The sequence below is a fragment of the Pseudobutyrivibrio xylanivorans DSM 14809 genome, from assembly GCF_900141825.1.
Lineage (GTDB): Bacteria > Bacillota > Clostridia > Lachnospirales > Lachnospiraceae > Pseudobutyrivibrio > Pseudobutyrivibrio xylanivorans.
This window is the reverse complement of record NZ_FQYQ01000011.1, coordinates 1-15,919: the sequence shown is the minus strand read 5'-3', so window position 1 is coordinate 15,919 and position 15,919 is coordinate 1. Positions and strand designations below refer to the sequence as shown.

11 protein-coding genes and 1 pseudogene are annotated in these 15,919 nt (G+C 34.2%); all 12 read left to right on the top strand.

Annotated elements, in window-relative coordinates; genetic code table 11:
- The gene (locus BUA88_RS09235) at positions 1-942 is read left to right on the top strand and encodes a glycosyltransferase family 2 protein (protein WP_072916572.1); all 942 of its coding nucleotides are present in this window, start codon (positions 1-3) and stop codon (positions 940-942) included.
- The gene (locus tag BUA88_RS09230; protein ID WP_072916569.1) at positions 942-2,315 is read left to right on the top strand and encodes a sugar transferase; all 1,374 of its coding nucleotides are present in this window, start codon (positions 942-944) and stop codon (positions 2,313-2,315) included. The genes BUA88_RS09235 and BUA88_RS09230 overlap by 1 nt, the downstream gene beginning before the upstream one ends.
- 6 nt (positions 2,316-2,321) lie before the next feature.
- A complete protein-coding gene (locus tag BUA88_RS09225; protein WP_072916565.1) occupies positions 2,322-3,485 on the top strand; it encodes a glycosyltransferase family protein in 1,164 nt (387 codons plus the stop codon).
- Positions 3,482-4,558, top strand: a complete 1,077-nt coding sequence (locus tag BUA88_RS09220; protein ID WP_072916561.1) for a WaaS/CpsH family glycosyltransferase — start codon at positions 3,482-3,484, stop codon at positions 4,556-4,558. Before BUA88_RS09225 ends, BUA88_RS09220 begins: the two co-directional genes overlap by 4 nt.
- A 52-nt stretch (positions 4,559-4,610) precedes the next feature.
- Positions 4,611-5,441 carry an NAD-dependent epimerase/dehydratase family protein gene (locus tag BUA88_RS09215; protein WP_072916557.1) on the top strand — a complete coding sequence of 277 codons (831 nt, stop codon included), beginning with the start codon at positions 4,611-4,613 and terminating at the stop codon, positions 5,439-5,441.
- Positions 5,442-5,499: 58 nt separating this feature from the next.
- Positions 5,500-6,450, top strand: a complete 951-nt coding sequence (locus tag BUA88_RS09210) for a glycosyltransferase family 2 protein (protein ID WP_072916554.1) — start codon at positions 5,500-5,502, stop codon at positions 6,448-6,450.
- A 19-nt stretch (positions 6,451-6,469) separates the two neighbouring features.
- The gene (locus tag BUA88_RS09205) at positions 6,470-8,701 is read left to right on the top strand and encodes a glycosyltransferase family protein (protein ID WP_072916551.1); all 2,232 of its coding nucleotides are present in this window, start codon (positions 6,470-6,472) and stop codon (positions 8,699-8,701) included.
- Positions 8,701-11,586, top strand: a complete 2,886-nt coding sequence (locus tag BUA88_RS09200; RefSeq protein ID WP_072916546.1) for a hypothetical protein — start codon at positions 8,701-8,703, stop codon at positions 11,584-11,586. The genes BUA88_RS09205 and BUA88_RS09200 overlap by 1 nt, the downstream gene beginning before the upstream one ends.
- 31 nt (positions 11,587-11,617) lie before the next feature.
- Positions 11,618-12,529, top strand: a complete 912-nt coding sequence (locus BUA88_RS09195; protein WP_072916542.1) for a glycosyltransferase — start codon at positions 11,618-11,620, stop codon at positions 12,527-12,529.
- 45 nt (positions 12,530-12,574) lie between these two features.
- On the top strand, positions 12,575-14,029 hold the full coding sequence (locus tag BUA88_RS09190) for an MBOAT family O-acyltransferase (RefSeq protein WP_072916539.1): 1,455 nt from the start codon (positions 12,575-12,577) through the stop codon (positions 14,027-14,029).
- Positions 14,030-14,034: 5 nt separating this feature from the next.
- Entirely contained in the window at positions 14,035-15,504 is a 1,470-nt protein-coding gene (locus BUA88_RS09185) for a hypothetical protein (protein WP_072916535.1), read from the top strand.
- 212 nt (positions 15,505-15,716) lie between these two features.
- Positions 15,717-15,919, top strand: a pseudogene (locus tag BUA88_RS09180) (hypothetical protein); the annotation flags it as partial.

Below are 15,919 nucleotides of genomic sequence, written 5' to 3'. Positions count from 1 at the left end.
ATGCTTAAGATTGAAAAAAAGATTTCATTTGTAATACCTTGTTATTATTCACAGGATACAGTCTCAGATGTTGTAAGAGATATATTTACTGAATTTCCTAGGGAAGATTACAATATTGAGATAGTTTTGGTAAATGATGGTTCTAAGGACAATACTTATAATGTATTGAAATCTTTAGCTGATCAGGATAGTCGAGTGGTTGTTATCAACTTGTCACGAAACTTCGGACAGGATGGAGCTACAATGTGTGGCTTCACTCATGCAACAGGAGATTATATTGTAGCATTAGATGATGATGGACAAAATCCTCCTTGCGAAGCTCATAAATTACTAGAGGAAATAGAAAAAGGTTATGATATAGTTTTTGCAAAATATCATGAGAAGAAGGATTCTGCCTTTAAAAAGTTTGGTCATAATTTAAATGGTTACATAGCAACTACTTTAATTGGGAAGCCAAAGGATATAGAGTTAAACAGCTATTTTGTAATCACATCATTTGTGCGAGATCAAATGATAAAATATCAGGGAGCTTATCCTTATATTTGGGGACTTATGCTTCGAGCTACAGATAATATGGCAAATGTGTATGTAGAGCATAAGGCTAGAGAGGTTGGCGAGAGTACTTATACTCTTAGAAAATTAGTAGGACTGTGGTTTGATGGAGTTATATCCTTTTCAATAAAGCCACTTAGAATTACATCAGTGCTTGGTGTTGTTGCGACCATTCTGGGATTTTTATTGGCAATTGTAATCATAATTAAGACGTTGATTTATGGTGATGTCGCTGGATGGACATCATTAATAGCCACCATCCTTATTCTTTCGGGAGTACAGATGTTAATGCTTGGAATGCTTGGGGAATATGTTGGAAGAAATTTCCTTAATAATAACAATTCTCCCCAGTACATAGTGAGGGATAAATACATCAAGGAGCAAGACTAGTGAAAAATAAGAATACTGTTAGAAAAATTGAAAGCTTCATAGAGTTGGTAGTACTGACATTAGTGTACCTATATTTTTACTGGACCTACATTTTTAACTGGGATTATTTTCATCCTATGTGGGGTCGTGGAAAGTACGTCTTTATGGGCGTTTATTTCATATTGAACCTTGTAATCATACATTTATGTGAAGGGTTTAAATATGGAATACTCAGAATAGCAGATGTACTTTTCTCACAATGGATTGCTATATGCATTGTAAATGTAGTTACATATTTGCAGCTTTCCTTGATGGCTAACGTAATGATTCCAGTAGGACCAATGGTTGGTCTTACCCTTACAGATTTTGTAATATCTGGAGTATTTGTTTTTATATTTTTTGCAATCTACAATCGTTTTTCAAATGCCAGCAAGCTTCTGATGGTATATGGAAACAAGGAATCAGTATCCCTGAAGTTAAAGATGGACACCAGAGAAGATAGTTATAACATCAAGAAAATCATTAGTGTAGATGAGGGACTTGAGAACATATTCAAAGAGCTTGAAAACTATGATGGAATTGTAATTTCTGATGTAAGTGCTGAGGATAGAAATGATCTTTTAAAGTACTGCTACATGCATGAGATTCAGACATATATTACACCTAAGATTTCAGACGTAATCATTGGCGGTGGAGAGGATATTCATCAGTTTGATACTCCTCTTGTTATGATTAACACTACAGGTCTTACACCTGAGCAGGAGCTTGTTAAGAGATTCTTCGATGTGATACTTTGCGTTATTGCAGCAGTAGTTCTTTCACCGCTGATGCTTATTATCGCAATTGCGATAAAGCTCGAGGACCATGGACCTGTATTTTATAAGCAGGCAAGAGTTACAAAGGATGGAAAGATTTTTGACATCCTTAAATTCAGAAGTATGGTAGAGGATGCTGAGCAACGTCCAGCCACAGATGACGATGATAGAATCACAAAGGTGGGACATGTTATTCGTGCTACACGAGTAGATGAGCTTCCACAGTTGTTTAATATTATAAAGGGAGATATGTCGATAGTAGGTCCACGTCCAGAACGTACAGAGCACGTGGAGAAATACACAGCGGCAATACCTGAGTTTGAATTCCGTAGCAAGGTAAAGGGCGGCCTTACTGGTTTTGCTCAGATTTACGGAAAGTATAATACATCAGCTTACGATAAGATTAAGCTTGATTTGATGTACATCGAGAACTACACATTTTTATTAGATGTAAAGCTTGTGCTTATGACAATCAGAATTCTTTTCAAGAAGGAAAGCACAGAAGGCTTTGATAAAGTGGTGTCTGCTGACGAAATTTTAGCTTCACTTGAACAGCAGAAGGATAATGGAGATGAGTAATCACTAATGAAAATACTTCATATAGCGCTTGCGTCCCATTTTACTGAAGGGATGCTGTACCAAGAAAATCAGATGATAAACTGCCAAATGGCAGACGGTCATGAGGTTACTATTATCACAGATGTATTCCATTATGAGCATGGTGAATTAGTAAAGGGACCAGAGGAAGATACCATTTTGGAAAGTGGAGCCCGTTTAATCAGACTTAAATGGGATAGGATTTTTTTTAGCGATTTGTGGACGGAAAAAATTCGTAAAGCTCACAAGGTGAAGAAACTCCTTAAGGAGATTCAGCCAGACAGTATCTTATTTCATGGGCTCTGCGGATACGAGATTATGACTGTAGCAGACTACTGCAAGAGTCATCCAGATTGTTTGTTTTTTGTAGATTGTCACGCTGATTACAGCGGTTCAGCTAAAACTTTTTTAAGTAAGAATTTCTATAAATTTATACATGGTCATTTCATATCAAAGGCAGCACCTGAGGTAGATAAATTCTTCTATACAGGTGAGGATATGCGATATTGGATGAATGATTTATTTGCAATCCCAGTTGAAAAACAGGAATTCTTGGCTCTGGGAGGTACAATATATACTGCACAGCAGCAGAAAGATGCACGCATAGAAATTATAAAAAAATATGCGCTGCCTCAGGATGCCATCATAATGGCGCACTCGGCCAAAATACTTGACGAAAAAAGTCGAACAAGAGAATTGATAAATGCGGTACGAAAAAATAGAGATCCTAGGTTAGCACTCTTTATATTTGGTACTATTTCAAAAGAGATGAATTTGCTTCTTCGTAATCTTATGGAAGAGGATGAACGAATTCATTTCATGGGATGGAAGGTAGACAAGGAGATAGAAGAGTTCCTGGCTGGAGTGGATTTGTATTGTCAGCCTGGTGGATATTCTGTAACCTTCGAGACAGCCATGTGCTGTGGCTGTGCGAATATGACATATCCTATGGAGAATTACACTAACGAGAACTACTCTGACTGTAACTTTGAAAACTATTTCTTCGTGGAAAACGAAGATGATATGGTAAAGGTGTTTACAGATATTACTGATAATGTGCAGGTGTTGGAGCAGGCTAAGGCAAAATCATTCTCTTTCGCCCGCCTGAACTTCGACTATGCTGTAATTTCAAGAAGAATATATACACTATGAGAGACTTAAAAGACAAAAATATTTTAATAATCATGCCTCAGTTCTACTCTTATCAAACTAAGATGAGAGAAGATTTAGAGAGCAGAGGAGCCCACCCACATTTTTACAATGAGGAACCAGATAAGACTCAGTTCCTTATTCTAAAAAATCTTGGTGATATCTTCCATAATGAGAAGATATTTGATGGCTTCAATAAAAAATTAAAAAATAAGATTTTATCTGAAATGCCAGAAGAAGGATATGACTATTTTCTTGTAATCAGAGGAAATGTTCTTTCAGAGCAGACTATCCACGAGCTTAAAAACAAAGCGCTGAAGTCTACAGGAAAATCTATTTACTATTCATGGGATTCATTTAAGAATCTTCGTCATAAAGGTGAAATCGGACGCCTTTTCGATTGGAGAGGCACTTTTGATTCAGTGGATGCAAAGGAATCAAAGCTTGATTATAAGCTTTTACCTTTGTTTTATTCGGATGAATTTGATGCCAATAGGCTTCCCCTTGAGGGGAAGCTGTCTGCGGAGCAGACTGATGAGGTGTTTGATTATGTCAGTGTCTCTGCTTTCTTCCCATTCCGATATCGTTACTTCAAAGCTTTCAAAAAAGCTAACCCAGATAAAAAGCTTTGCCTTAAAATATATTTAGACCCAAAGGTCTATCGTGGTAAAAAGCTGAAGGATCCAAAGCTCGTGAAGGATTTGGATATGGACATCATCAGTTTTGAGCCATTCTCTCCTGATGAAATCAGAGATATGGTGAAGAACTCCAAGGCTGTCCTTGATTTAGCCCATGAACAGCAGCAGGGCTTGACAATGCGTACAATGGAAACATTGGGAATAAAGAGAAAACTAGTCACAAACAACATATATTTACGTGACTATGAGTTCTATAATGAAACTAATGACTTAATCTTTACGGACCTTTCTTCAAAGGCTGACAAAGCTGAGCAGACTGGAGATTATAGTGAATTTATTCTCCCTGGTGAAGAGTGGCTGAATAAGCCTTATTTAGAAAATGAAGAAGTAAGACAAAAATATAGTATCCACGCATGGATAGATAATCTTTTTAATTAGCCTTCCCCTTGAGGGGAAGGGGGACCGCGATAGCGGTGGATGAGGTGTAAATATGAAATACTTAGTAACAGGTGCAAATGGCTACATCGGCCAGGGCGTTGTAAAGACAATGCTTGATTTAGGTGCAGAGGTTGTAGCCACAGATTTCCATACAGATGAAGTAGATGAGAGAGCAAAAAGAATTGATGCTGATCTCTTCACTTTGGATGACCCATATGGCTATTTTGAAAAGCCAGATGTGGTAATCCATCTTGCATGGCGCGATGGATTTAGGCATGCATCAGAGAATCATATGAAGGACTTACCTAATCACTATTCTTTTATTGAGAAGATGTGTAAGGCAGGCATCCGTAAGATGTGTGTCATGGGCACGATGCATGAGATTGGATTTATGGAAGGCTGCATTAAGGCAGATACTCCATGTGCTCCACAGTCACTTTACGGTATTGCAAAGAATGCACTCAGACAGGCTACGGTCCTTGCATGTAAAGAGAACAATGTAAAGCTACAGTGGCTACGTGGTTACTACATAGTAGGAAACACACACAGAGGCTGCAGTATTTTCTCTAAGCTTACAGCAGCTGCAGAGGCTGGTGATGAGACATTCCCATTTACAACAGGACAGAATCAGTTTGATTTCACAGACTATGATTTATTCTGTGAGCAGGTTGCAAAGGCCAGCATGCAGGATGAAGTGCTTGGTATCATCGAGTGCTGCACAGGTAAGCCAATGAAGCTTGCAGACCGTGTTGAGAAGTTTATTACAGACAACGGCTACAGCATTAGCCTTGCCTACGGTACATTCCCAGATCGTCCATACGATTCAAAGGCAGTATGGGGCGATTCACGCAAGATAGACAAGATTTTAATGAATTGGAGATAGAAAGAGGCTTCCCCTTGAGGGGAAGCTGTCAGCTTTAGCTGACTGATGAGGTGGAAAAATGAAACCAACTTTATATATAGTTATACCTTGTTACAATGAAGAAGCAGTATTACCTATAACTGCTCCACTTTTCTTGGAAAAGATAAAAGAATTAGTTAGCCTAGACAAGATTGCAGATAAATCCCGTGTTATGTTCGTAAACGATGGTTCAAAGGACAACACCTGGAAAATCATCAAAGACCTTGCAAAGCAGGACGAGCACTATATCGGTATTACACAGAGCCGAAACCGAGGCCACCAGAATGCAGTTCTTGCAGGTCTTATGGAAGCAAAAGAGTTTTGTGATATCACTATCTCTATTGATTGTGATGGTCAGGATGATATCAATGCCATGAATGAAATGGTAGATGCTTATGCTGATGGTTGCGAAGTAGTTTATGGTGTTCGTAGCAAGCGTGACACAGATACATTCTTTAAGAGATTTACAGCAGAGAGCTTCTATAAGCTTCTTAACAGCATGGGTGCTGAGGTAGTCTATAACCATGCCGACTATAGATTAGTATCTAGTCGTGTCCTCAATGAATTTGCTAATTACAAAGAGGTAAATATTTTCCTTAGAGGAATGTTCCCACTTGTTGGATTCAAGAGCACAAGCGTATATTACGAGCGTAATGAGCGTATTGCAGGAGAGAGCCACTACCCACTTTCGAAGATGCTCAGCCTTGCATTTGACGGTATTACATCGCTTAGCATAAAGCCAATCCGCACGATAACAGGCTTTGGTATTTTTGTAGCTTTAGTAAGCTTAGGCCTTATTATCTATTCACTTGTTCAGCATTTTGCAGGAAATACTATGAGTGGCTGGACAAGTACTATGATAGCGGTTTGCTTCCTTGGCGGAATTCAGCTTATTTCGCTTGGTGTCATTGGAGAATACGTTGGCAAGACCTATATGGAGACAAAGGCAAGACCTAGATACATAATTAGTGAAAGAACTTATGACAAATAACATAAATGGAGAATGGTAAATGAAAAAGAAATGGATTGGTTGTCTAATTATTATATTTGAATTATTTATGACAGTTCTTTTGGCGTATAAGGCGTCTAAACCAAATGAATTGATTCATACTTCATTGGATAATTGGCAATCTTCCTTTTTTAAATTTCAGGATGGAAGTTGGCAGATGAAGGATGAATTTGACCATGATGCCAATACTATCGATTTAGTTGGTCCATTTATTACTGTTGGAAGAGGCAGTTATGACGTTATTATAGAGTATTCTGCTGACAAGGATGGAACTGTCGTTATCAATTCTGGTGCAAAAAATGCTGACAGATTACTATCTAGAGACTGTGATCTTAAAGCAAATGAACATGTAACAAATATTTGTTTTGAAGCTAAAGAAACGGTTGAAAATCTTGGGATTGGAATTTTCTATGGAGGTAGTGGCTCCATGGAAATTAATAATATCACTATATATAGAAATCGAGATATGCAGAAAAGGTGGTTGGCAGAGTTCGTCTTTTTTGCGTTATTTTTTAACATAGTATATTTAAAGAGAGAATGGTTATATAAAAACAAGAAGTTAGTGGCTTCAGTTTTATCAATTACAATACTTGCATCAATGCCTATATTCTCATGGGGACATGGATTAGGACATGATCTTGAATTCCACTTAATGAGAATCGAAGGAATAAAGGAAGAATTGTTAGCTGGACATTTTCCAGTACGTATGCAATCTCTTTGGAATAGCGGATATGGATATCCGGTATCTATTTACTATGGAGACTTTTTGTTATACTTCCCAGCACTTCTCAGAATAATGGGATTCAGACTGCTGACAGTTTATAAAATCAATGTATTTATTATGAATTTATGTACATCGATTTTTAGTTACTTGTTAGGAAAACGACTATGGAAAAAGGATTATATTTCTCTAGCATTTTCGGCAGCATACACTTTAGCTACATATAGAATTGTGTGTGTGTTTGTTAGAAGTGCATTAGGAGAATACTCTGCTATTATGTTTCTTCCAATTCTTGTGCTAGGAATATACGAAACATATTTTGCAGAAGACTATGAAAAAGACAATAAGAAGTTTAATCATAGAGGTGCAATCTATATTACAATTGGAATGACTTCAATCATTACATCCCATATTTTAAGTACAGAAATGATTTGTATAGTCCTTTTAGTTTTTGTACTTATTTATTGGAAGAAAACTATTAAGAAAGAAGTAATATGCACTATTGCAGTATCTATTGTATCCACTATCTTGTTAACGATATGGTTTACCGTGCCATTTATTGACTACTATAAAAACGTTTCTGTAAACATTAATAAGACAGTTGATGGAGGTCTTTATATACAAAAATATGGTGCATTTATAACTCAATATTTTGCTGTATTTAAGACTCTTTTTGGTGGTGGAACCAGTGATATTATTTCAATGCGTCCATCAGTGACTCCAGGGTTATTATTAATGACAACGCTTTTATTGGGAATTGGTCTTTGGGTTAACGATAAAGCCGATTCTATTATGAAGAAATTGATAATTTCTTCTGTAGCGTTTCTTTTTATAGCTTCAAATATATTCCCGTGGGATGTGTTAAGTGGAAATAGAATTGGAAATTTATTAGTGCAGATCCAATTTCCTTTCAGATATTTAACATTTGCCTGTATGACAATGACATTGTTGTTTGGATACATTGTTGCACACTATGACGGCAAGGAAGATATGATTAAGAAAAGTGTATATGGATTATTATTCGTTGCATTTTTTATTCAGGTTACATTTGACATTAGTAGTTATGCTAATGATGTTGTTAGTATTTACAATCCTATGTACATTACCGACTTGTCAATGCAAAATGTTACAGAGTATTATCGTGCAGGAAGTGATTATAAAGAGCTTGCCTTTGAGGTAACTGGACAAGGGATGGATAAAGGCTACCTTGTAGAAAATAAAGGAACTGATTATGTTTTTGAGATAGAAATGGTTGACTCAGGAAAGGTAACGCTTCCTATTATGAACTATAAGGGATATATAGTATATGATGATAATGGAAATAGATACGATATTTTTGACGGAGAACAAAAAGAGATAGCGATTACATTATCAGAAGATTTTAGTGGGTACTTGTATGTCTCATTTGTTGAACCGTTTTATTGGAGAATAGCAGAAATAATTTCTATATTATATTTGTTTATTTGTATTATTTTTCTTTTTAAAAACAAGGGGAAGATTTTTGGGGAATAATGTTGCGAAAAAAACTTAGTGACAAGAATAAAAATTTTAGATTAGTTGTATTTATAGGTCTGTTTTTAACAGGCCTAATAGCTGTTTTCTTTTATGCTGCATTGACTGGAAATGATAATCAAGTATTTACGGATGTTGTTATGGAGTTCACATCCGCACAAGGTTCCAATAAAAGTGCAGAGAGAAATATGTTTTATATATTCTCAATTATTGGAGTGTTAATATACACACTTTGCTATATTAAAATAAAAGAAAACTTAGTTTCTAAGAATGAAATAAAAAGCAGTGTATATGCACTTACTACATTACTTGTGCTTATAGGGATAAATTATTTGGTTCATCAAAAATTAAGCGTTTTACTTTTGGCAGGTCTGTTAATCTATATTGTTGCAACGTTAAAAGATGAATCATTAGTGATTAATGCACTGAGTTTTTATATTATTTCTATTTATGCAACATGCGGTTTGTATAGATTATATGTAAGTGCCGGTGGAAATAACGATATAAAGATAATATATCCTACAATATTATGTATGTTGATTACACTAGTTATAGTTTTAATTAGTAGTGATAAAAAACTTCTTTTAAAAGGTATTCTATTTTCACAGGCTTTAGTTCCATTATTGTTGTTAGTGTTTATAGCAAATAAATATATAGAGAATACTGGAAGCGTTACTACTGTATCAATTCCCAAAAGGGCTTCTTTTTTTATTATTGTCTTAATACTGTTGTTTGAGATAGAAGCTATAATAAAAATACGCAAAAATTTGTTATCTTTAGATTCACTTAATAGCATCTTGACATACGGTACGTGTGTTTCAATAATGACCTTTAATAGATTTAGTGGGAGCGGATCGATAGCAGTATTTGATTTTCATCATACATACGAAAATGTAATTGGTTTTTCACAAATTTTCCAATTAGGACAAAAACCATTCGCAGATTATATCCCGGTTTCAGGTATGTATTCTGTTTTACATGGATTTGTGTTTTGGTTTTTTGGCCATGGATTAGAAACCTATTATTATTTATCTACAAATATCTATTTTTTGATGATTATCTTAATAATTGTTTTCCTACTTAGAAAGCAGTTTGCAGCAGAGTGGGTATTGTTAATATCAATATTATTTGTTGTAGAAGATTATAATAGAGTAGCCTTAATTGTTCCGGCTATTTTATTACTTACATGGCCAGATTTAATAGCTAAGAAGAATTTGTGGCTAAAAGCATGGCTTTTATCAAGTTATGTTCATGGATTATATTATCCTGTTTTCGGAGCAGCTGTTTGTATAGCCTTTTTACCACTTGGAATATGGCAGATTTATACTTATGTCAAATCGGGTGATTTATTAGTAGATATTAAAACTACGAAGTTTTGGGCTTGGTGGATTATATGCTTTCTTCCAATTCTTGCAGGAACAAAATTGTTGTTAGGCACGCTAAAACATATGCTTGCAATGGGAAAACAAACAATTTTTGCAGATGGTGTGGCAAGATTTGGGCAAGTGGCTCCAGATGATTTTTTTCCTTATATATCGAATATGTCAGTTAGGGTTATGATATATTTATTACTTTCTTATATGGTTCTGATAACCATTGTTTGGATATCATTTGCTCTATTTCTTAAGTGTGGAGATATAAAATTTGGAAAAAATATTAAAAATCCAGTAGCAGGTTATATATCCATTACTGTAGCAATAATGTTTTTAATAGCATTTAGTTATACAGTAGTAAGATTTGATCATTTGGAGCTATATTCTAGAAATAGTGGTATTGTTAAAGCTGCATTTATTGTTTTTCTCATTATAGTGTATAGGTATATACCTAAAGGAGATAAAATTTCAATATGGTTATTGGCATTTTCAATAGCATTATTGTCTTTTGCTTCAGCGGAAGGATTTTGGAAAATTGATTCTGACTCAAAATTATCAGCAAATTATCAGGTTCCAGCTGACTATATTCGTGTAAATGACACAAGTGTACATTTGGGAGATTGTTTTATCGCTCCTGATGGTTATGAATATATTAATCATTTTAATGATGTGACAAGTATATATGATAAAAATAGATCATTCTTGGGAATTGTTGAGAATTTTGGACTATTTTATTTTTGTGATATAAAAGGTGATTCTGTTATGGAAATCACCAATACTATAAGAGGATATGGAGCGGCTAAGGAAACTATAGATATTCTCAAAGAAAAACATTCTATAGTAGGTCGATATGTTAATTCTGATAGTAATTATTATTTGTATCACTGGCTTTTAACTTCGGGAGAATATATTTGGGATGATAATGCACGTTTATTTCTTCCTAACGAGGGAATGTATTCTAAAGAAAAAGTGTTAGAACTGAATAAACCAACAGATATTTCATGGGGAGACTTGAACTTGGAGAAAACACCAGGCTCGTGGGGATCTTCAATGGAATCACTTAAGAATATTTTTTCTGAAGTCGAGTTAGGACATCAAATAAAAAAGCTAGATTGTAACTATGAAGTTAGTTTTGAAAATGAGATTGATGGAGATGAAGCTGACTTTATTTATTTAGATTTTGGAGATTTAACAGCCAATTATAAATACCAATTATTCTTTTGTGATGATGAGATAACTCAAGAACCAAGAGGAATATTTAAGTACATATATAAACGTGATTATAATCCAGATACGGATGTTGAGGTTTCTTGGGTTGATGATTTGGGGAGATATCAACAGATAAGCTGCAATATGGATGAAGGAAAATTACTTATTCCGCTGGGTGCAAGAACTGGTTGGTTATTAAATAAGCATGATGGGATATCTATTTCTATTTATGGTGATGATAGTGTGATATCTAATATAAATCTAAACGAAATAAAATTTTTGAAACTCAGAGAAGTAAATTAGTTCGTTTGTTTTCACTATGGAGAAAGTTGGAATGATTGAAAAGTTATATTCTGATGTACAGAATTTAAAGAAAAAGAATAGTAAAGCATGGCCATATGTATATAAGGTTAATAAACTGTTGGTTAATATCTTTTTTCCGATAATACAGAGTTTCAATCATAGTATTGGTGTTGATGATAAGAATAACATTATAGTATCTTTGACAACGTACCCTGCTAGGATTAATACAGTTGGAGTTACTATCGAATCACTTTTAAATCAGTCCTATAAACCTAAGAAGGTTCTATTGTATTTATCTAAAGAACAGTTTCCTGAAGAGTTAAATGAATTACCTAAGAAATTAGTTAAGCTGCAGAAAAGAGGTCTTGAAATAGTATTTGTTGAAGATGATTTAAAACCACATAAGAAATATTATTATGCATTGCAGGAATACCCTAATGATTTAATTATCACAGCAGATGATGATATTTTTTACCCAGAAGGACATATTGAGAGACTTGTTAGCACATCAAAAATGTTTCCAAACGCTGTAATTTGCAATAGAAGTCATAGAATTACAATGACTAACGATTTACATGGTTTTGAACCTTACAATTCCTGGAAAGAAATTTTAACTGATGCGCCTGATGAGCTGACTGTTCCAATAGGTTGTAATGGGGTATTGTATAAAAGAGAATTCTTTGATGAAGAGCTTTTTGATATTGAAAAAATCAAGAAGAACTCACTGTACACGGATGACTTATGGCTTAAGGTGATGGAATTAAATAATGGCATAAAGGCATATAATTGTGTGGAAGAACCATTAGTATATTTTGATAATATATTTAATAAGAACACGGGGCTATGGCATACAAATGCTTCGGAGCAGAACAATAGAAATGATGAAGTGTGGAATGAACTTGTTAAAGAATATAGATTATTCGAAAAACTATCGAATAAATAGATTATCCGTTATTCAGTCGAACGAGGATTTATATGGGGGTATGATATGAGTTATACATCTTGGACCTATTATGTAATGATAGTGGGTTTACTTATAATTTATTATATATTGCCTAAACGAATCAGATGGATATGTTTATTTGCAGGTAGTATTTATTTCTATAAAAAATTATTGGTTTCAAGAGAACAGCTTTTTATTTTTGCTTTATCAGTAGCAACAAGCTATTTGGCAGGAATGATGCTGGAAAAAATTAAAAATACAGATATAAAGAAAAGAGCCATACTTATAGCGGGTATAGTTATTTCTGTAAGTCCTCTGCTAGTAGAAAAGTTAGGTCAATTAATTAATGGTAAACCTATAAATAACATAGGTAGCTTCTCATTTATAGTTCCAGTAGGACTATCATTTTATTCTCTTCAAATAATCGCATATCTAGTAGATATTTATAAGGGCAAGATTGAAGCTCAAAAAAATCCATTGAAGTATGCGCTATTTATCACTTTTTTTCCACAAATTATTCAGGGACCAATTCCAAGATATGGACAAATACAGTCGGAATTATTTGATGGGAATGAGTATAGTTTTGAAAACATAGTTAAGGGGATTCAACTGGTAATTTGGGGCTTGTTCCTTAAATTTATGATTGCAGATAAGGCGGCGATTGTGGTTACTCCTATTTTTGAAAACTATCAAGGATATTCTGGATTTTTCTTGTGGGTAGCAGCAATTCTATATAGCTTCCAATTGTATACTGATTTTTTGTCATGTACAACTTTATCTATTGGAGTGGCAAATATGTTTGGTATACATCTATCCAGCAATTTTAATCATCCATATTTTTCTGAATCTATAAAAGAATTTTGGAGAAGATGGCACATGTCATTGAGCTATTGGCTAAGGGATTATATATATATTCCTCTGGGGGGTAGTAAGAATGGTCGCCTAAAAAAATGGCTTAATGTTATTATTACCTTCCTTATAAGTGGTTTATGGCATGGCGGTGGCTGGAAATTTATTATTTGGGGCTTATTACATGGAGTTTATCAGATAATAGGTGAAATAAGATTCCTTGTCATGAAGAAGATGAATATCACTCGAAAAGAACATCAGCATGATCAAATAGAGAGATGTATAAAAAAGATAGGAACATTTTTTCTTGTTATGATAGGCTGGGTAATATTTAGAGCTGAAACCCTACCTGATGCAATTGAAATGATAAAAAAAATGATAAGGGTTATTAATCCATGGATATTATTTAATGATTCGTTATTAGGACTTGGATTAGGATGGAAAGAGTGGGACGTATTATTTATGTCTTTACTAGTATTATTATTCGTAAGTACAGCTCAAGAAAAAGGACTTATAATTCGAGAATGGATTTGTGAACAAAATATTTTTATTCGATTTAGTATTTATTTGATTGCAATATGGATAATATGGATATTTGGAACGTATGGATATGGATATGATGCTAGAGACTTTATTTATGGGGGATTTTAGAGTTCATGAAACACATTAAAAATGCCGTAAAGTCTTTAATATTTTTGATGATATTAGTCGTATCATTATTAAAGATTAATCAGATACTTGAGCCTAAGTATCTTTTGCTAAATAGTAGATGGCCTTCAACATCAACCTACAAGCAATTTTATAAAATGGATGAGAATAGCATAGATGTTTTATTTTTAGGCTCAAGTGTTGTCGCAAACGCATTTATTCCACAAGAAATATATAATAACTATGGAATAAGAAGCTATAATCTGGGAAGTGAACAGCAAAGCATATTTATAAGCTATTATTGGCTCAAAGAGTCACTTAGATTTCAAAAGCCGAAGGTTGTTGTGTTGGATTTGAAATTTATGTGTGATTTGCATAGTGATTGTCCTATAAACATGGAAGAGGGGTTGATTAGAAAGAGCCTAGATCCTATGCACTGGTCAAATGTAAAAAAAGAAGCCATTCATGAGTTATGTAAGTTAGACTCGACTCAATCAGAATTGAGTTACTATCTGACAAATTTACGATTTCATAGTAGATGGACTGAATTACAGGAATATGATTTTGACAAAAGTATAATCGAATATTCTCCACTAAAAGGATATGCTCCTTTAACAATTGATGGTCCAGATTTTTACAAAACATATAATCAGTCAGATGCAACAATCAGTATGGAGTTTCATCCATTAATGCAAGAATATTTGGATAAGATAGTAGAGTTATGCAATGATAACAATATTCAACTAGTGCTCATAGATTTGCCTGGAAATGAAATGAATGATGCTATAAATAATACTCACGTAAAGTATGCTAAGCAGAATAATGTTAGTTATTATAATCTCTGTGGTACAGAATATTTTGAAAAACTAAATGCTGTTTTACCAGAAGATGGAGTCGTGAATCATCAAAATTACTTAGGTGCAATAAAAACAAGTAATTTTATAGGTGGACTGTTACGAGATACTTATGGCATAGCTCCAGTTGAAGATCAACAATATGAAGACACTAAAGAATACTATTTAGAAATTATTGATAGTTTGCGTTTAAGTAAAATAGCTGATCCAGAAGAATATATAAATGCTATTAATAGACCATACTATGCAGTGTTTATGTCTTCCTATGGAGATGCTGCCAAAGGAATCAGTGAAGAAATGCTTGATGAAATGGCAGGGTTGGGGTTGACGCCTGTTGATGGTATACCACCGGATTTGTCATTTGTTGCAGTAATAATTGGTCAATCTGTTGAGAAAGAAGTTTTTTCTACAAAGGAAATCAATTATATAGGAAGCTTTAGAGGTGGGCATACCGTTTATTCTATAAATAGTAATGGAAATGAGATTTATTCTTCTAGCTCTATAATGATTGATGGGCAAGAATACTCACCTAAAGATTTAGGACTTAACATAGTAGTATATGATCTTAATACGTTAAAGGTAATAGATGTTGTGACAATTTTAAAAGGTGAAATTCAAAGATAAAGAAGAGCTTAATACTCATTAGGAGTATTAAGCTCTTCTTATGTTTAATGGTGAAATACAGACTTGAAAAATTGTAAACGGTAAATAGTGGGTACCTCGTTCCATTTGTTCGGATTTGAGATAATTCTATATAACAACTATGGATTGTATGGAAACTATGGACATAGTTCTCATACAAGTCATAAAACCCGAACATACAGGAGGATACTCATATGAAAAATTCAGCTGCCTTAAAAAGACAGATGCGTTATCAGCAATGGGTTGAAGAAGTTAAAGACTTCAATTCCAGACCCAAAGACATGACAGTTCGTGAATGGTGTGCCCTTCACGATATTAAACCACCAACCTTCTATGATCACATGCGACGAGTTCAGGACTATTTCGCAAGTCAGCTTCAGACTACAGATGAATCTAA